Origin of the sequence: Shewanella litoralis (assembly GCF_009828585.1) — a bacterium.
Lineage (GTDB): Bacteria > Pseudomonadota > Gammaproteobacteria > Enterobacterales > Shewanellaceae > Shewanella > Shewanella litoralis.
In genome coordinates this window covers 189,962-209,531 of record NZ_WSRZ01000002.1, presented here as the reverse complement: position 1 = coordinate 209,531, position 19,570 = coordinate 189,962, and the positions used below count along the sequence as shown (strand labels likewise).

At 41.8% G+C, this 19,570-nt stretch carries 17 protein-coding genes; 7 read left to right on the top strand and 10 right to left on the bottom strand.

Features of this window, described 5'->3' with window-relative positions:
• The first annotated feature begins 85 nt into the window (after nt 1–85).
• Entirely contained in the window at nt 86–967 is an 882-nt protein-coding gene (locus GQA99_RS02955; protein WP_160052369.1) for a LysR family transcriptional regulator, read from the top strand.
• A 76-nt stretch (nt 968–1,043) separates the two neighbouring features.
• On the opposite strand, the gene GQA99_RS02950 is transcribed toward GQA99_RS02955, so the two are convergent.
• The 3 genes from GQA99_RS02950 to GQA99_RS02940 form a co-directional block, all read right to left on the bottom strand.
• Nucleotides 1,044–1,964: a nuclear transport factor 2 family protein gene (locus tag GQA99_RS02950; protein WP_160052368.1), complete on the bottom strand. Its 921-nt coding sequence runs from the start codon at nt 1,962–1,964 to the stop codon at nt 1,044–1,046.
• A 96-nt stretch (nt 1,965–2,060) separates the two neighbouring features.
• Nucleotides 2,061–2,930 carry an AraC family transcriptional regulator gene (locus GQA99_RS02945; protein WP_160052367.1) on the bottom strand — a complete coding sequence of 290 codons (870 nt, stop codon included), beginning with the start codon at nt 2,928–2,930 and terminating at the stop codon, nt 2,061–2,063.
• 114 nt (nt 2,931–3,044) lie between these two features.
• Nucleotides 3,045–3,947: a LysR family transcriptional regulator gene (locus GQA99_RS02940; RefSeq protein WP_160052366.1), complete on the bottom strand. Its 903-nt coding sequence runs from the start codon at nt 3,945–3,947 to the stop codon at nt 3,045–3,047.
• Nucleotides 3,948–4,074: 127 nt separating this feature from the next.
• Between GQA99_RS02940 and GQA99_RS02935 the strand changes: the two genes are divergently transcribed.
• Together GQA99_RS02935 and GQA99_RS02930 are read left to right on the top strand one after the other, a co-directional pair.
• Nucleotides 4,075–4,857, top strand: a complete 783-nt coding sequence (locus GQA99_RS02935) for a DODA-type extradiol aromatic ring-opening family dioxygenase (RefSeq protein ID WP_160052365.1) — start codon at nt 4,075–4,077, stop codon at nt 4,855–4,857.
• Nucleotides 4,858–5,230: 373 nt separating this feature from the next.
• Entirely contained in the window at nt 5,231–6,445 is a 1,215-nt protein-coding gene (locus tag GQA99_RS02930) for a cyclic di-GMP phosphodiesterase (RefSeq protein WP_160052364.1), read from the top strand.
• A 21-nt stretch (nt 6,446–6,466) separates the two neighbouring features.
• Here GQA99_RS02930 and GQA99_RS02925 read toward each other — a convergent pair whose 3' ends face one another.
• Nucleotides 6,467–7,591, bottom strand: a complete 1,125-nt coding sequence (locus GQA99_RS02925; RefSeq protein WP_160052363.1) for an acyltransferase family protein — start codon at nt 7,589–7,591, stop codon at nt 6,467–6,469.
• 120 nt (nt 7,592–7,711) lie between these two features.
• Nucleotides 7,712–8,620: a LysR family transcriptional regulator gene (locus GQA99_RS02920; RefSeq protein WP_160052362.1), complete on the bottom strand. Its 909-nt coding sequence runs from the start codon at nt 8,618–8,620 to the stop codon at nt 7,712–7,714.
• Nucleotides 8,621–8,750: 130 nt separating this feature from the next.
• Here GQA99_RS02920 and GQA99_RS02915 point away from each other — a divergent pair, with 130 nt between their 5' ends.
• On the top strand, nt 8,751–9,401 hold the full coding sequence (locus GQA99_RS02915) for a peroxiredoxin-like family protein (protein ID WP_160052361.1): 651 nt from the start codon (nt 8,751–8,753) through the stop codon (nt 9,399–9,401).
• A gap of 125 nt (nt 9,402–9,526) precedes the next feature.
• The gene (locus GQA99_RS02910) at nt 9,527–10,693 is read left to right on the top strand and encodes an MFS transporter (RefSeq protein ID WP_160052360.1); all 1,167 of its coding nucleotides are present in this window, start codon (nt 9,527–9,529) and stop codon (nt 10,691–10,693) included.
• 34 nt (nt 10,694–10,727) lie between these two features.
• On the opposite strand, the gene GQA99_RS02905 is transcribed toward GQA99_RS02910, so the two are convergent.
• A complete protein-coding gene (locus GQA99_RS02905; protein WP_160052359.1) occupies nt 10,728–11,684 on the bottom strand; it encodes a Gfo/Idh/MocA family protein in 957 nt (318 codons plus the stop codon).
• A gap of 400 nt (nt 11,685–12,084) precedes the next feature.
• On the opposite strand from GQA99_RS02905, the gene guaD reads away from it, so the two are divergent.
• Nucleotides 12,085–13,401, top strand: a complete 1,317-nt coding sequence (guaD, locus tag GQA99_RS02900) for a guanine deaminase (RefSeq protein ID WP_229785827.1) — start codon at nt 12,085–12,087, stop codon at nt 13,399–13,401.
• A gap of 117 nt (nt 13,402–13,518) precedes the next feature.
• A complete protein-coding gene (locus tag GQA99_RS02895; protein WP_160052357.1) occupies nt 13,519–14,541 on the top strand; it encodes an NAD(P)H-hydrate dehydratase in 1,023 nt (340 codons plus the stop codon).
• 254 nt (nt 14,542–14,795) lie between these two features.
• Here the strand turns inward: GQA99_RS02895 and GQA99_RS02890 are convergent, their stop codons facing one another.
• From GQA99_RS02890 to GQA99_RS02875, 4 genes are all read right to left on the bottom strand, one after another.
• Nucleotides 14,796–16,010 (bottom strand): class I SAM-dependent methyltransferase, encoded by a 1,215-nt coding sequence (locus GQA99_RS02890; protein ID WP_160052356.1) that lies wholly within the window; start codon nt 16,008–16,010, stop codon nt 14,796–14,798.
• 696 nt (nt 16,011–16,706) lie between these two features.
• On the bottom strand, nt 16,707–17,105 hold the full coding sequence (locus GQA99_RS02885) for a DUF2938 family protein (RefSeq protein WP_268244217.1): 399 nt from the start codon (nt 17,103–17,105) through the stop codon (nt 16,707–16,709).
• A gap of 37 nt (nt 17,106–17,142) precedes the next feature.
• Complete coding sequence (locus GQA99_RS02880) at nt 17,143–18,096, bottom strand: alpha-E domain-containing protein (RefSeq protein WP_160052547.1); 954 nt, start codon at nt 18,094–18,096, stop codon at nt 17,143–17,145.
• Nucleotide 18,097: 1 nt separating this feature from the next.
• Entirely contained in the window at nt 18,098–19,552 is a 1,455-nt protein-coding gene (locus GQA99_RS02875) for a circularly permuted type 2 ATP-grasp protein (RefSeq protein ID WP_160052354.1), read from the bottom strand.
• Between the last annotated feature and the right edge of the window lie 18 nt (nt 19,553–19,570).

The window sequence follows — 19,570 nt, the reverse complement described above, 5'->3', positions numbered from 1 at the left end:
ACTGAATTCAATTATTGGTGACGTTTGATCTATTCTCATCCAATATAAGGATACTTAATAGTTAGATACTATCTGGAAAAACGATATGTATAGCATTGATCAACTTGAAGCGTTTGTTGCAACGGCTAAAATGGGTTCTTTTTCATCAGCGGCGCGTTCACTCAATAAAGCGCAATCTGTGGTGAGCCAACATGTCATCAACCTTGAAATAGACTGCAATGCTGCGTTATTTGACCGCAGCGGCCGTTACCCGCAACTTACCCAGGCGGGACATACGTTGTTATCACATGCGCAAGTGTTATTAGCGCAGCATCAACGCTTACGTTCTTGCGCTCAACATCTCGATAAACCGTTTATTTCTGAGCTCACCATTGGTTTAGATGAAGGTATACCCTTTCAAAAACTCTCCAGTATGGTTAATCAACTAGAGAGCGACTTCCCCAATACAAGACTGGAATTTTTTACAGCATCGAGCATCGATATTGTCGATCTGATTGACACAGATAGAGCGGTCACCGGGATTATTTTTAGTGAGTTGTCACTGCCTTCTCACATTGATTATGAATCCATTGGCGCAATTAAATTTGATACCTATGTTGCAAGCTCTCACCCGCTAGCTCAACAACAAATCAATAATCTGGCCTACCTTAAGCTGCATAGGCAATTGCTGATGCGATCACGCAATAACAAATCCAGTAATTTCCAGCTCGCCATAAGCCCAGACATTTGGTATGCCGATAACTATTATGTGCTGCTGGAACTGACATTGCAGGGTAATGGCTGGTGTTTATTGCCCAATCATATCGCCAATGAATATGTTAATAATGGCCAATTGGTATTATTGCCCAGCGAGTTTAACGATATGGGCTGGCATGCCAATGTTGATGTCATTCAGCATCATCGCTATAGCCTTGAGCCAATGTTTAAGCAGTTTAGGCATTCGTTAAGGCAATTACTGACGCCATAAACAAAGTGCATAAAACAACACAGGCCGCGATAAGCGGCCAGTGTTTTATAAAATGTAGTACACAACTCATTGGCGATTAAAAACCAAATTTACCGTTACTGTTTTTCCAGTCAGTTTTAGCAGGAATGGTTTCAATGGTGTCCCAATGTTCCACAATCATGTTATTTTTAACACGGAACAAGTCATAAAATGCCACATGTTGCTGCATGAATGTGCCTTCGCTAATCGACAACACAAAGTTACCTTCGCCAAGCACTTTATGATTGGTTTTTACCACCATTGGCATGTCCATTTTAGCGAGCTCACCTAAAGCTTTGCCTAGGCCACTTAAGCCGTCGCCAATATTCGGGTTATGCTGAATATAATCGGTATCTTCGCTACCAATAAATTGACCTATTTTGGCCATATCACCTTTGATCAAAATGGTGTTTACAAAATCGGCCACTAAGGTTTTATTTTGCTCGGTTTTGTCTAAATCCGTCACTGTAGTTGCACCGTCAAACTGGCTGTGACCACTTGGGTTTGCAGCGGCGATGGTTTGCAGGTTATCCCAATGTTCCACAATTTTACCGTCTTCAAAGCGGAAAATATCAAAGCCCGCTTTAGGACCAAAGAAGTTATATTCGGTGTGCGTAACCACATAGTTACCGTCTTGGAATGCACGCTTAACCTGCGCTTTTGCGCTGCCTTTAGGTAACTGCTGCATTACCGCACCAAAACCGGCTAAACCGTCGGCAACGGCTAAGTTATGTTGAATGTATTTGCTAGGGTTGATATAGCCAATAGGCGCTGGGTTGCCAGTTTCAATGCTGCTGACTAACTCAACAACTTGTTGCTTATAGCTCATTTCAGCTTGTGATTTTTCGGTTGCGGCAACGCTGTTGCCAGACACTAAAGCTCCACCCAATAGTGCACTCGTAACAAGTGCACTGACGATTGATTTACGCGCTGCTGAAATGCTGTTAACTGCGATGATTTTGTTAGTAATGGTATTCATGGGTAAGTCCTCTGGTTTCAATGAGGACAGTTTATAAGGCTTAGCCGTTTGTCAGTAGAGTGTAAATGAGCCTTAAAATGGTCAAAGTCGAACCTTTTAAGACAAATGGTGTTTTATAAATTGGCTTGGAGTCAGTTCGGTATGATTTTTAAAGTATTTAACAAAGTTACTGCTGTCTTCAAAGCCAAAATCATTGGCTAATTGTTGAGTCGTGGTTTTGCTCACCACAAGGCGACGCTTTATTTCAACAATGGTGTAGGCATCTATCATCTGTTTGGCGGTTAAGCCTGTTGCCAGTTTGCAGATTTGATTGAGGGTTTTATAGGTTGTATGGATTTTGCCTGCATACCAATTAGCATCGCGCACTTGTTGTACATGCTGCTGCATTAAACTGAAAAAACGTGCTAGCTTGCTGCTCTGCTCAACTGATAAATTGTCGTGGCTTAATGCTGGACGTAAACGGTGCAATAACAAGGCTAACGCTGAAAATAAATACATGACAATAAGCGGTTCTGAGGCCGGCGTGTTTATTTCAGTTTGAATTTGATCAATTAAAATATGACTGCGCGCATGATGAGTGCTGTCTAGCTGCAATATTGGGTTATGTTGCTGATTTAAATGTGTAGGCGTGTAATTAGGTAAGCGCATATTAGCATGCACATTATCTAAAAAAGCCTGGGTAAACAGTATTACCTTACCTTGAGGTTGCCCCGAAAAGTCAAAGCTATGCACTTGTTCGCGCTGCACAAAAATCAATGACCCTGGCCCAAAGCGATAATGGTTAAAATCGACCATATGTTCGCCCTCACCTAGTTCAATATAAATCAGTATAAAAAATGACACGCGATGTGGTGCTTGAGGATCATGCTCTATCATAGAGCGAGTATACAAATTTGACAGTTCAATGATCTCAAGTTCTGCCTGATTAGTTTTATCGTGATTAAAACCAATATTAGGAATGGTCATACAACAACGCCTCCTTGGCAAACGATCCCTGTTGTACAACATCAACAAATAACCCAAGCTGATTAGTCAAAGACATAATAAATTCCTAAAAAATAAAAGCTGTTAACCTCGGTTTTACACTTGGTCCCAGGATGGCGGCGTTGAGTAATATTGGCTAACAAACTCAATAAAACAGGCCACTTTAGGCGCTAAATATTGCCGATTTGCATACACCATATACAAACCGACAGGCTTAGGTTCATAACCTTGTAAAATACGCACTAACTTACCCTCGGCGAGAGCCTTACCCGCAATAAACGTAGGTTGAATGACAATACCGCCGCCTAATATTGCCGTATTGACCAGCAACTCACCATTATTGGCAATTAAGTTATCATTAAAATCAATAGTATGACGCATGTTATCAAACCCAGAAAACAGCATTGCATCATCAGAATATACATACTTCAAATAGTGATGATGCTGTAACTCAGCCGGCGTTTTAGGTAAGCCGCGTGCAGCAAGATAATCTGGTGAAGCCATAATCGCGATATTGATTGGTGCCACTTTTTTACAAATGTATGACGAGTCAGCCAGTTGTCCAATACGCATCGCCACATCCACCCCCTCATCAACAATATCAACTTTGATGTCTGTTAAGGTGATTTTCAATTTGATTTGCGGATAACGCTGTTGAAAATCCATCAATAGATGAGGTAAATGCAAGGTACCAAACGACATAGGCGCACTAATGGTTAAGGTTCCCGAGACAACTTGAGCATGCTCGGTTAAACGACTCTCCATTTCATCAATATCAGCAATCACTTGCAAGCAGCGTTGATAATAGTCACTGCCCGCTTGAGTCAAGCTTAAGCGGCGCGTGGTGCGATGCAATAATCGGGTTTGTAAGCTTTTCTCTAAAGCCGAAATGTATTTACTTACCAATTGTGGCGAAACGGCTAATTTATCGGCCGCTTTAGTAAATGCCCCTTGTTGCACTACGGTCAGAAAGGCCCGCATGGTGTCGAGTTTATCCATTGATTAACAACATACTGTTGATTGTTTATCTCTTTTTAGCATATTTATCTTTATATAGGTTAACAATATAGTGATTAGCACAGGTGTAAAGTCGCCCTTTCGACACAACCAACATGAGACTCATGATATGACACAGCAAAAACCACTTTTTATATCGCACGGCTCGCCAATGATGGCAGTAGAAAAAAGCCAAACGTCACGGTTTTTACAACAATTAGGCCAAGCGATTCCGACACCGAGTGCCATTGTGGTTTTTTCTGCCCATTTTGATGTTAAACACGATGTGATCATTACTGCTGGGCAGCAGCCTGAGACTATTCACGATTTTTATCATTTTCCAGATGAGCTTTACCAAATCCGTTACCCTGCACCCGGGGCACCAAAACTTGCCCAACGTATTGCCACACTGTTTGCCGACGCCAATATCAATGCCAAGTTAGACAAGCAACAAGGCTGGGATCATGGTGTGTGGATCCCACTCAGGTTAATGTACCCACAGGCCAATATTCCCATCGTACAGATTTCAATTAACACGAGACTTGGGGCTGCACAAAACTATCGATATGGGCAATTATTAGCCTCACTAAAGCATGACAATATTCTTATTATAGGTTCGGGCGGGATAAGCCATAATTTAGCCGAGGTATTTAAGCGCACTAAAACCGTTGATGGGGTCGACATGATGAACCAGTTTAGGCATTGGGTTGAAGACAAGCTGGTAAATAATGATATTGAGTCTTTACTGAACTACCAACAACTTGCTCCGCATGCCAAGTTTAACCACCCAACTCAGGAGCATTTTTTACCGTTAATGTCGGTGCTTGGTGCAAGTCATGGTGCACAGGCTCAAAAAATACACCAAGACGTTGAGTATGGATTGTTAGCACTTGATGCTTATTCCTTCAATTAAAGCCAAGAGGTTTGCACCAGGGTCGATTGAAGGTGACAGCGATCTATGACTGCTGTTTCATCATCATTTAATGACTTGAACTGACGGTATATATTGACTAGATCGTGCAAAAATAATACAAAAAAATATTCATCTCTCAAAGCTGTTGGACCTTAAATAAAATTCAGCATAAACTGCAATTTATGAACGGTAATAGATCATTGATTAACAACACGAAAGAAATAGACATAACGATTACAGCAAAGCTTGAATTCGGTAACGTTATTGCACTTATATTGCCGACATAAATAAGCTATCTTGTAACACGACGTACACATTAAGTGCGCTGTGGTTGACAACAATAATGTGGTAAATAGCCCCAAGGAATCGATTTATGCTGATTGAACATGACATTACTGACGTACGAGTTGGAATGTATGTGGTCGAGATCACCGAGCCTAAAGACACGTTTTCGCTGACTAAACCGGGCGTGCTTAAAAGTGAACGTGTTATTGAGGCATTAAAACGTAAATCCGTGACTAAGCTACTCATTGATACCAGTAAAGCCGAAAACATTGTTGAACAAAGTGCGCCACAAACCAAAGCACCGCTGCAACCACCTCGTCAAGTAGCCCCCGCACGACCAATAACCAAACCGAATTTCTTTAATCAAGAAATTGTTAGGGCGCGCCAGGTATTTAACGAATCAAAAGATATTCAAAAAAAGCTGTTTCATAATGCCCAGCATGGTTTGCCATTAGACATGGATCCGGTGCAAAAAATTACCACTGAGTCTACCGACCTTATTTTTAATAATCCTAATGCCCTGTCTTGCGTGATTAACATCCGTAATAAAGACGAATATTTATTGGAGCATTCGGTTTCGGTATCGGTATTGATGACCATGTTTGCGGTGTATAAAAAAATCGACAAAGACATTGTGAATCAATTAGCGGTTGGCGCATTTTTGCATGATGTCGGCAAAATTATGATCCCCGACCGGATTTTGAACAAACCCGACAGATTAACCGATGAAGAGTTTCATATTATGAAAACTCACGCCAGTTATTCGATTGAGATCATGAAGAACACACCAGGCATCAGCCCGTTAAGTTTAGAGGTTGCCAGCTTACACCATGAAAAACTCAACGGTGAAGGCTACCCTTTTGGTGTACCTGCTGAAAAAATTACCTTATATGGCCGCATGATCAGCATTTGCGATATTTTCGATGCCTTGACATCAAACCGCTGTTATAAAGAAGGTTATGCTCAAGTTAAAGCCTTCAGCATATTGCGGGCACTGGCAGATAAGAATGAACTCGACAAAGATTTAGTCGATCAATTTATTCGCTGTATGGGAGTTTACCCTGTCGGCTCTGTGGTGCAGTTAGAATCCAACAGATTGGCCATTGTGCAAGGCCATAATCCAAAAGATCCTATCCGCCCACTAGTGAAACCGTTTTATCATTTAAAGCCGGATCACTTTGAAGTAGGCCATAAGATCGATCTGGCCACCGTCACCGACGATTTAATTGTCAAATGCGTTCGGGCTGACGATTACAATCTCAATATGGAACAAATAATCGAGTTTCTGGCCCACGAGGGTTAAGTTTTTATTGGATATAAAGAATCAATGACTGACCTTTTTTAGGCCAAATAAATAGCGCATCAGGTTAAAGGGTTTTATGACCCAATAACACAGCGCTGTACAAATAATAAAGGCGCTAACAAGTAAACTGAGCGATTTAACCATTATTCCCGCCTGCCACTGCACGATATAAAACGCCAACATCACAATGACGGTTTGATGCAAAATATAAAATGGGTAAATGAGTTCATTGGTTTGCATTAACCACCTTGGGGTTTTAGGAATGTACGCACTGGCAAACCCTACCATGGTTAATAACCCCGACCACGACACCATGGTGCACACCCACCACCAACTTTGCCACCGAGTTGTTAATGACAAATACGGGCTTAAATCTGGCGAATAATAATATCCATAAAAGAGTAACGTGCTAATGAGTAGACTGATTAAATAGGTGCGACGATGCAAAGCCAATGTTTGCCAAATCTGCCGACTGTGTATAAAGCTCATGCCTGCTAAAAAGAAAAACAGATAAAACAAACTCAATGACAGGTTTTCAATATGATGGCTGTCATCAGGCATTAAGTATTTTGCCAACCCTCTCACTATGACCAACACCAGCCCTAACGATAATACTCCAAATGGCGACTGACTCAGACGTTCAAGCCATTTAAGCCACACTGTCCCCATTGCGCCATCTAAAAAGCGTTTAAACGGTATAGCCAGTAACATAAATATCAGCAGAAACTCGATAAACCATAAGTGATTGTTATCAAACGACCACATAAGTTGGCCATAAGCCGATAACAATGACTCATAATCGGCGATATTTTCGACATAGTTTTGCGGCGGTACAATTAATATCATCCCCACCAGTAATGGTATAAATAACCGATGGAATTTACTTAGCATGAACGACTTTGCAGATTTCTTTTGCAGTAACAACAAACTACCCGCGCCTGCAATAAAAAATAACGTTTGCAGCCTAAGCTGTTCAAAGTAAACCATAATATCGTCAAGCACTTTGCTCGAGTCATTATTCATAACATGCCAGCCATCACCATTGAATGGCATAAAGACATGATGCAAAAAAACAGCAAAAATTAATATCACCCGTAACCAATCAAGCTCAGAATAACGTCTACTTTGGGGTAAAACCTTGTACATAATCAATGCCTTACTCTGGCTTATTCATGTAATTATTGCCGTGATAGTATGCCGATAACCATCGGCAATAAGGCTATTTTAGGGCATAAGTAGCATACAGCAACATAACCCCAGTTTTTATTAGGCCATACTTTTTGCAATGCTTGGTTGATTAGCGATGACAAGCGCCACAAAGGCATCGACCGTGGCACTGTGATTAGTTGACTTGACATGCAACTGCGTCGCAATGGATTTGTGCGCATCAGTAAGCGTTAAAAAGTGGCAGCCTTGACTGTATAATTTACTAATACAATATGGCGCAATGGCGACGCCTAAGCCCGCTGCCACCTCGGTTAATAAGGTTTGCATATGCCGAGGCTGACTCACGATATTGGCTGAAAACCCTGCTTGTTTACACATCATGATAGTGTCATCAAACAAGCCGACGGCTTCATCTCGATGGAATACAATTAATTTTTGTTGCTGTAACTGGCTCAATGCGATTTGAGTGTATTGTGCTAAAGGGTGGTGTGCTCCCACAACGGCCACAAGCTTGTCGATATAGATATCTTTACTGCTAAATTCATCTTGAATACCTGTGGGTAATGGCCGAGAAAAACCCACATCAATACTATTTTGCTTAAATGCTTCTATTTGTTCTGTCGCGGTCATCTCAAATAAGCTGACATGCACATCTGGGTATAACTGCGAGTAACGGCGAATTAGGTCGGCCATAAAACTTAAGCAGGCAGAACTTAAATAGGCAATTTTTAACTCGCCCACCTGCCCTTGCTCTGCTCGCTTTACCTGGCTTTTTGCTTTTTCTGCCAAAGCTATAATCTGTTTGGCATCATGCAGTAATTGCTCACCTGCTGTCGTGATCATCACTTCACGCGAGTTACGAATAAACAACAATACTCCAAGTTCATCTTCCAGCATCGCAATATGCCGACTAATGGCAGGTTGCACAGTATTTAGCTCGCGCGCCGCGCCAGAAAAACTTTGATGTACTGCCACGCTGATAAAGCTATTAAGCAATTTAATATCCACACCACACCCCTATGCGTTTTTGCTATAGATTCCATCAAATAATAACATTTTTGTTATGGCTTGTTTGTGTTTATTCTACAACCAATAAGATTACAGGCTGTAAAACAGCGTTAACCGATAGGAAAACACGATGCAAAGCTTACAAAAGCAAACAGAAGCAAAAGTCGCAGAAGGAAGACAAAAAAATCCTGCCTTTATGCAAAAGGTTGACGAGATAATTGCCCAGTCAAAATCGTTTCAACAAGGTAACGACGCCTTAACACTTGGGCAAAACGCACCTACGTTTTCACTTCCCAATGCAAATGGCCAAGCCGTTTCACTGGCCAATTTATTGCAAAAAGGCCCGGTTGTAGTGACATTTTATCGAGGCAGTTGGTGCCCTTATTGCAATTTACAACTGCGCGCATTGCAAGCACGCTTAAGTGATATTAACGCCCTAGGTGCACAGCTTGTTGCTATTAGCCCTCAAATCCCAGACGGGTCAATGACCCAAGATGAAATCAGCAATATGGATTTTGAGGTGTTGTCAGATCAAGACGCAAAAATCGCGGCGCAATTTGGCGTAGCGTGGCAAGTCCCGGCGTTTCTGAGTGAGCATATGCGCGTGGATCGTAACCTCGATTTAGACGCGATTAACAATGGCAACGGCGCAATATTACCTATCCCGGCAACATTTGTAGTTGACCGTGCGGGCAAGGTTGCTTGGCGTTTTGTTGATGTAGATTATCGCACCCGCTCAGAGCCAGACGACATTATCGACACACTAAAAGCATTAACTTAACGCCCAGTCTTAATCAAACGACCTGGCACAAGACATTCATTCGCAAGGTCGTTTCTATCTAACCATTGATTGAATGGACCATTGATTGAATGGACCATTGTTCGACTATTTCACAGGTAATACCCATGACTCATTTATCTAAATTGGGCAGTTATACGCTGCTGTGTATCGCTAGCCTCACCATTATGGTTGGCGCCCTTGTTGCGCCCGGGTTAATCAGTATATCCAATGCCTTGGGCATTAATGAATATGCGGTATGGTTGGTGACATTTCCGGCATTAGGCGCGGTAATATTTGCCCCACTCGCAGGTAAATCAATTGATAAATTTGGCGCTTATCGCTCACTTATCTTCGGTTTGATACTGTATGGCGCCTTAGGATTTGCCGTATATTGGCTACAAGGCCCCTGGTTTGTCTTGTCTAACCGTATTTTATTAGGCGGCATTACGGCCGTGGTGATGGCAAGCAGTACGGTATTGATTTCGCAGTGGTATGTGGGTAATGAACGCTTGAGCATGATTGCCAAACAAGGCATGGCGATTGAACTTGGCGGAGTATTATTTTTATTTTTGGGCGGCAAACTGGCCAGCTTACATTGGGCCTATCCGTTAAGTTTATATTTGGTTGCTTGGTTATGTTTACTGATGCTGTTGCTGTTTGTGCCACGTAAATCGCCCTCTCTCAGCGATGAAACACAAGGTAATGCCCCGCAGGCTCAACAAGGCTTGTCACTCAAGCAAGTGTATCTATTTGCCACATTGGCAATGGTGGTGTTTTTTACCGCCATTGTTCAATTGCCAAATAGCATGGCACAGCAAGGGTTTAACGAGGCAGTTGTAGGCAATGTATTAGCGTTTATCTCATTGGTTGCCGTTGTTGCAGCGCATTTTATGCCAAAAGTGGTCAAATACATGAGCACAACGTATTTACTCGCGGTTGCATTTGCAGCCTATGCCCTTGGCCATATTGTTTTTGCTAACGCCGATGGCCTGCCATTGTTAATGGTTGGTTCAGTGTTTGCTGGAGTAGGCTTTGGTTTTAGTATTCCTTTACTTAACCATATGACAGTAGAGAAAAGTGCAGCCAACGTCAGAGGTAAAAATTTATCGTATTTTACCATGGCAGTGTTTGGCGGGCAGTTTATTACCTCTTTTGTTGAGTTTATTCCTGGTGGAGTCGCGGCGAGTTTTTATAGCAGCATGATATTAGCCTGCCTAGTCACGCTGGCATTAGTTATCATGCAATACAGCAACAATAAACGCATTAATCAGTTCACAACGGGCAATACATAAACAATGTGCGGCGGCCGTTGTGCTTGTAATCATCTTAAATTAGCGCTTTGACTCGTGCCAGTTGCGACTGAAACAACACGCTATCTTGATGCGACACGATATCGCTTTGGGTTATCCCTAAAGCGACTAATCGACAGGCTTCATCGGCTTCAAAGTGATAACCCAACGAATGGCGATTATCGGCATATGAGTCAACTAAATCATCGAGATGATATAAATGACACTCTGATGCTCTAAATGCATCTGGAATAACGATGTAGCCTTTATCGCCAATCAAATAGGCATTATTACTTAATCGACATTGAAATGAACTTGCGAGACTTACCGCAACCTGTTCACATTTAGCGATAATAATCACATCATCTTCAACACCCGTTTCACATAGCTGGGCTTGCACATATAAATCATCGATATCGGCGGCTAAAAAGTAGTCAGCAATAGCTAACGGGTAAATGCCCATATCAAGTAAACAGCCACCAGCCAATTGTGGATTATATTCACGGCCATTTGGGCTGAAGGGAATGGGATAACCAAAGTCGACTTTGACATGCTTAAGTTGGCCGATTTTACCGTCATCGAGCCACTGTTTGGCCTGCTTCATTGCCGGTAAAAAATAGGTCCATAAGGCTTCCATTAACAGTAACCCCTTTTGTTGTGCCAATTGGCACAACTGTTGGCACTCTTCAACTGACACTGTCATTGGTTTTTCGCACAATACATGCTTACCCGCCATTAAGGCATCATAAGCTTGTTGAAAGTGAAAGTTATGTGGGGTGGCGATATACACAATATCAACATTAGGATCGTCAAATAACGCTTGATAACCCTGGTATGATTTATCGGCCCTATATTGTTTCGCAAACGTATCGGCATCCGCTTGCTGACGAGCGGCAACGGCATATAAATGGCTTTGTGGTGAGAAAGCCAGATCCTGACAAAATAACGCAGCTATTCGCCCTGTACTCACAATGCCCCAGTTTATTTTTTTCATGAACACTCCATTTCAATGTCGGTTAATCCGCGTTACGTTAATGTCGAAATAAGCTTCATATTAGCATGTCGCAAAATAGATAATATGCCAAGCTCACACCTTAAACACATGATTCACTTTGACGCGCACCTGCACTGTTTTGGTGAGAGTGTAGCTAAGAGCAAACGCAATATCGCCCAATTTTAGTCAGCTAACGCCGTAAAATGCCTACTGACATCTTGGCACAGTTCTGGCTTTAGTCTGGATGCTTTTAATGGTTTTCGGTTGGAATACTCTGTTGACAAGGGCTTGAATACTCAAGTCAAAAACCATTTATATCTGTCAATTAAATGGAGTATTTATGTCTAAAAACACCGCCTCTGCGGCGCTTGTGAGTGCTGCACTTTTATCATCAACGGCTATGGCTGATACCACCGTCATTCGCTCAAGCTTTCTTCATTTCCTACAAGACCCTAGTCAAGTAAACAATATTTTTGATGCTTATCAATACCTTGAAGATGGCTTATTAGTGATTGAAAATGGTCACATTAAAACATTAACAGCGTTTGACGCTCAAACAGCGCAGCAATACTCATCGATTATCGACAAACGAGGTAAATTAATTATTCCGGGGTTTATCGACACTCACACCCATTACGCTCAAACTCAAATGATTGCCGCATACGGCGAACAATTATTAACCTGGCTGAATAGCTATACCTTTCCTACTGAAGAGCAATTTAGTGACATTGACCATGCGCGTAAAATTTCGCAGTTTTTTATTCATCAATTACTCAAAAATGGCACCACTTCGGCATTAGTGTTTGGCACGGTTCATCCGCAATCTGTCGATGCGTTATTTGAAACGGCATTAGCAAAAAACATGCGCCTTATTGCCGGTAAAGTCATGATGGATCGCAATGCTCCAGCGGAGTTACTCGACACGCCAGAGTCAAGCTACCAGGACTCAAAGAACCTCATTGAAAAATGGCACAATAAAGGCCGTTTGCAATACGCCATCACCCCGCGTTTTGCACCTACATCTACGCCTGCACAATTACAACTCGCAGGTAAGTTAAAAGCCCAATACCCAGATGTGTATGTGCATACTCATTTATCTGAAAACAAAGACGAAATAGCCTGGGTAAAATCATTATTTCCTGAACGAGAAGGCTACTTTGATGTATATGATCATTATGGCTTAACCGGTAAAAAATCCATTTTTGCCCATGCGATTCATTTAACCGACAAAGAATGGGACAGCTTTCAACAAACTGATTCAGTGATTGCTTTTTGCCCGACCTCTAACTTGTTTTTAGGCAGTGGCTTATTTGATTTAACCACCGCAGACAGTAAAAAGGTACGTGTTGGTTTAGGTACCGATGTGGGTGCCGGCACCAGTTTTTCACCGCTGCAAACCTTAAACGAAGCTTACAAAGTCATGCAGTTACAAGGTCAAAAACTGTCGCCATTTAAAGGTTTGTACATGGCCACCTTAGGCGGAGCTACATCACTAAGCATCGACGACAAAGTGGGTAACTTTATCCCCGGTAAAGAAGCCGATTTTGTGGTGTTAGACTGGGCCGCTACCGATTTACAACAGCTGCGTTTTAGCTACTCAAATGGCATTGAAGACAAACTGTTTGCGCTTATCATGCTGGGTGATGACCGTAACATCTTTGAAACTTTTGTTGCAGGTAAGTCGGTGTATCAACGCGATACGCTTAACCTTAGATAAAGCTAATATGCATAAATGACAACAGCTTACCCTGTTGTCATTATATGCGTTAGCGCACAAAAATTAACCACACTTATGTTATGGTTACTATCAGATGTTAATTTTAGGGGTGCTAATATGCAAACTCTCACCAAAGAATACATCACCTCACTGTTACCTGAGCGCCCTGATAATTGCCATAAAGCAACCTTTGGCCATGTACTGAATATTGCAGGCTCAATGCATTATCGCGGCGCAGCGTATTTATCGAGTTTATCTGCACTAAGAGCTGGCGCAGGTTATGTGACACTGGCCAGCAGTCCTGGTGTTTGTCAGAGCGTAAGCGCATTAACGCCCAACATAGTCATGCGGCCATTACCGACTCGGCCCGTTATTTACGCCGAATTTTGTCCGCAAATGACTGATTCTGTGTCTATCGAATTACAATCAATCGACACTGAATCTATTGATGAAAAAGCCGTAGCACAGTTAGATGATTTATTAGAGAAAGCCGCGGTTATTACGGTGGGCAGTGGTCTCGCTATTAGCCAAAGTAAAGATGAGTTTAACGCCTCTACAGCACCGTTAAGCGCCATGGCGATTGCTGAGGGCAATCATGGTTTTTTCTTTGCCTTGCTCAGCGAACTGCAAACTCGCAGCCAAAGCATGGTATTTGACGCTGATGCACTCAATTTTATCAGCCATTTCTTACATCACTCACAGCGCAGCTCGCAAACACCGTTACGTTTACCTGAAAACAGTATTATTACCCCGCATCCTAAAGAGCTGGCACGCTTACTGAATATTGACGTAGCAGTAATTCAGGCCGATCGTACTCATTACGCCACATTAGCTGCAAAACAGTTACACGCTATAGTGGTATTAAAAGGTCATAATAGCGTGATAAGCAACGGTGAATATGCCTTTATTAACCCTACAGGTAATAGTGCTCTGGCCAAAGCTGGCACGGGTGATGTGTTAACCGGAATGATTGGCGGGTTTTGCGCTCAAGGCCTTAGCCCATTAAATGCAGCTTGTCTTGGAGTATATTTGCACGGACTAACTGGTGATTTAGCCGCACAAGAATTAAGTGAATATTCAGTGCTTGCAAGTGACTTACTTGAGTATATCCCGCAAGCCATTAAGCAACTGTTACGATAATGCCTAAGTGTTCGGCTTGAGATATCAATCAAGCCGGCTTAAAGCACATCAATATTGACCTGGATACGTGCTGAGCATCAAGAAGATGGTAAAGCGTTTGGTTATGGCAATGCGTTTTCGTTCAGAGCGCAATACAGCTTTTAGTCCACCGTAAGTCACTCAAATTTAGTCAAAAAGACACATCAACAATAATGTGCCTTTCGTGATTGATACCTAATCAACTTAGCAACTTAGCAACTTAGCAACTTAGCAACTTAGGGCAGCTTATTAAGCAAGGTTTCTAGGCATTGTTCTTTAATGCCATAAAACGCTTTAATGTCAGCAATTTGTTGTAAAATAGCGCTATTATCACGTGGTTGCTTACGTTTTTGCGCTAAAATCATTTTGTTTTTGCTGGTGTGCTCAAGTGAAATAAACTCAAATACCTGGGTGTCGTAACCGTGTGCTTCTAATAATAATGCGCGTAAGCCATCGGTGACCATTTCGGCTTCTTGACCTAAATGAATACCATGTTGCAATAATGGTGCAAGCAGCTGTGGGCTTTGCATTTGTGGGCGAATTTGTTTGTGACAACATGGCGAACACATAATAATTTCAGCCCCGGTGCGGATCCCCATATGCAGCGCATAATCAGTCGCAATATCACACGCATGCAAGGCAATCATGATGTTAATGCCTTGAGCTTTAAAGTGCTGTACATCGCCTTGTTCAAACTTAATCCCAGTTAACGCTAGCTTTGCCGCAGTTTGATTGCATAAATCAACTAACCCCTGGCGTAACTCGACTCCAGTTACCTGGGTGTTCACCTGCAACTTATCAATAAAATAGTCATGCACGGCAAAGGTTAAATAGGCCTTACCCGAACCAAAATCAGCAATATGCACTTCATTTTTATCGGCTAAGCCGGTGTTATCAATGGCACGTGATAATACTTCAATAAATTTATTAATTTGTTTCCACTTACGCGACATTGACGGAATAATCTCGCCTTTGGCATCGGTAATACCTAGCTCGCGTAAGTAAGGACGGTCTTGTTCAACAAAGCGATTTTTGGCCCGATTGTGTGACAATGTGTCATCGGTGCTAATTTGCTTGTCGTTGGTTTTTGGCGCATTTTTATTGCGGTATTTATTGATTAGCACTTTGCCTTTTTTACTGATGCTCAACTGCACTTCCCACTCATGAGTGATTAAATGTGCACTTTGAAAGTCCCCCCCTAACCATTGTAGGAAAAGGCTGCTAGCATCTGTTTGCTCAACATTTTTGGTAATGTGATTGGTGCAATATTCATATAAACAAGATGCAAGACGTTGGCCCTTTAGCTCTACGCTACGTACAGCAATACGATTAAGCTCTTTATCGTCGCCACGGTATTTGGAAAACACTAAACGTTGTAATGTGTTGTCTGTTAACGCGTTAGCGCATTCTTGTACAAAGCCATTTAGCTCGAGGGAAGTTACGTTTGACATTAAAATCTCGTTTACATTAAAAATTTAAAGCGGCATGCCACAAATGCTCCTAGAGCATTACTTGCGGCTTATTCTGATGGCCTATTCTACACCATATCGCGGAGACAACGCCCCTATTGATAACAATTGTCTGTGCAAAAACAGGATTAAACCTCATTGCTAATATCAAACAACATGGTTCTGCAAGCTTACACTGTATGTGAAATAGCCGATTTAGCTTGAAATGAGCATTCATTTAAAGGTGTTATACCCAAACAACCTGAAGATGCTCGATTTCAGCAAGAATTTACACGCGTTTAGGCAAGGCATTGATTGCGGGTAATGGTGTTCCCTTTCCAAAATCAGCTAAATTAACATAAGCCGCAGCATAAACACGTGTAAAACTTGCCCTTTGGGAGTTTCACCGTGTTCCCCTGATTATTAAATCAAGAGCGTTGTTGCGTTAATTTATAAGGTACCTACATTACCGCATTAACGCGCCTAGTATTGAAAACACGGTGAAGCTCTGAAACACGTATCTTCAAGTTGATTGGGTATAAATGAAGCTCTTGAATATGAAGAGCAATGAGAAATGTATCAGTGCCAAACTCGCGGGATGACAGAGTTTGTGACAAATATTGAGCCATTGCAGCCATACAATGCCCCGTATTTATTCGTCACACTCTCAGCCAAGAAGATTGACTTATATGAACAAGGCTAACCACTGATTAATTGCGCCGTGATGAACATCCCTAGGCCAAATACAGTATGACCTACTGTACTTTTAAATCTGACCACTGCAGGTTTTGGGGTGTTGGCTCCTGCAATACCCGCGCCCATACCCGGCATCATAATAAAGAACGGCGCAGCAAGCCCAATCCAGGACACTAATAATGGTGCTAACAATGTGGGCGTGTTTAACCACTGCGACCCAAAACACACCATCAATATCAAACCGTAAGCAATACCGATAACATAGTGAACCAACCAACCCAGGGCGAGCTCGCCCGGTATACTGTCAGCTTTAGCCAATGCCGGTTGTATAAATTGCCCCTTTTTCATGTGTCCTACCCAGCGGCCCACCAACCTCCAGTTTGTTGCGGGTACATCAAAAATCGTTTTACTGGCGCGGTATGTCGCTAAACGGACTTAACTAACTTTGTGATTGAGATTGTGTTTGAGAAGGCGATTTTAAAAAATATGACTCAGCTAATGCGTTATGAATTGCCGCTAACTTTATTTGTATTTCATCAACGTAATTATGCAAAAAGCCATTTTTAAGATCTCTAACGTTCTTTTCCTTCAAGTCATGTCTTGCATTATCAATAATCGCAATAATAGAGACCGAATTTACCAATGGATCTATCAGTGATTTCATTTCATTGAGGCAAAATAAGATTGAACGCGGAAACACTTCGTTGCGCATCACAAATTCAATTACATCAGCACGTTGCACTCTTACTCCCATTTCTTGACGATACATTTGATACGCACTTAAAGAACGCAATAAACTGATCCATTGAATATTTTCATAAGGTTTTGCTTCTTCATTAGTAATCAGTGTTTCTGAGCGAATATCTAAAATACGTGATGACATATCCGCTCGTTCAATCATTGAGCCGAATCGAATGAAAATGTAGCCATTATCATGATTAATCGTCGCGTTTAACGTACCAAAAATAAGGTGTGCTGACTCAATGACCTTTTTTAAATAAGCAAAGCGACCGCGCTTACTCAGGCCTTCGCTTTGATTATTTTTAACATAATAATATAACGAATTAATCTCTTCCCAGACATCCCTTGGTATGACATCTCTGATGGTTCGAGCGCTTTCTCGCGCTGATATAATAGAGTTTAAGATTGAAGAAGGATTATCTTTGCCAACTAATAAGTATTTAAGGGCTTTTGACTCTGAAAAATCGGCATTGTTTTCTAAATAAGCTTGTCGTGCACCAATAATATCAATTAAAGGCCCCCAGCCAGTACAAACACCTTTTGGCAAATCCAGCAACAGCATATTGTTTACATTAATCACCCGCGCGACATTTTCAGCACGTTCAATATAACGAGACACCCAATATAAGGTTTCACCTACTCTTGATAGCATATTATTCCGCCTCTTCGTCAACAATCCATGTGTCTTTACTGCCGCCACCTTGAGATGAGTTAACCACTAACGATCCTTTATTCATGGCGACACGAGTTAACCCACCAGTAGTGACTTGAACATCTTTACCTGATGATAAAATAAAGGGTCGTAAATCAACATGGCGTCCATCGGGTTCTGGGCCGTCGAAAGTTGGAACAGTAGATAAACTTAACGTCGGTTGGGCAACCCAATTACGTGGGTCGGCTTTAATTTGTTCAATACAAAGTTGTTGTTCTTTTTTGGTGGATTTAGGCCCAATTAATAAACCATATCCACCTGACTCATTTGCTGGCTTCACGACTAATTTATCAATATTTTTGATAACATAATCGCATTCTTTTTCATCAAGGCACTTGTAGGTTGGCACGTTCTCGAGCTTAGGCTCTTCATTGAGGTAATATTTAATAATTTCTGGCACATAGGCGTATACCACCTTATCGTCTGCCACTCCTGCACCAGGCGCATTCACCAAAGCGACATTCCCTTTAGACCATGCGCGCATTAATCCCGGTACGCCTAATTGAGAATCAGGTAAAAACACTTCAGGGTCTAAAAATAGGTCATCAATACGACGATAAATCACATCCACACGTTGCAAACCAGTAATGGTTCTCATATAGACGCAATCATCTTTTTCAACCACCAAATCCCGACCTTCTACTAATTCGCAGCCCATTTCTTGAGCAAGATAACAATGTTCAAAATAGGCAGAATTAAACACCCCTGGGGTTAATACAACCACTTCGGGTTTGTCCTGTGGACGAGGCGACATGGCGGCTAACATATCAAACAATTGCGAGGGGTAATCATCGATAGGCAAAATAGACATTTGCTCAAATAACTCAGGAAAAACCCGCTTCATAACTGAGCGGTTTTCAAGCATATATGAGACACCAGAAGGAACGCGTAAGTTATCTTCTAATACATACACAGTGCCCTTACCGTCACGAACTAAATCTGAACCACAAATATGCGCCCAAATTTTATTTGGCGGAGTAATCCCGACACACTGTTGTCGAAAATTAACCGACTTTTCGAGTAAGTCCCTTGGAAATACACCGTCTTTAATGATCTTTTGATCATGATATAAATCATTAATAAACAGATTTAACGCTTCAACACGTTGCTTTAAACCCAGCTCGATTTTTTGCCATTCATTTTTGCCAATCGTACGAGGGATAATATCAAAAGGCCAGGCCCTATCAATCATGCTACCTTCATTATAAACCGTGAAGGTAATGCCCATTTCTTTAATGGCTAAATCGGCTACTGATCTCGCTTTTTTTAATTCATCTGCTGAGAGATTTTCAAAAAAATGAGCTAATTTTTGTCCGTGTAATCTGACGTTTCCTTGTCCGTCAACTAATTCATCAAAAAAACCTTTGGTGTTGTACGTTTTCCAATCAATTCTCATACACTTCCGCCTATAAAC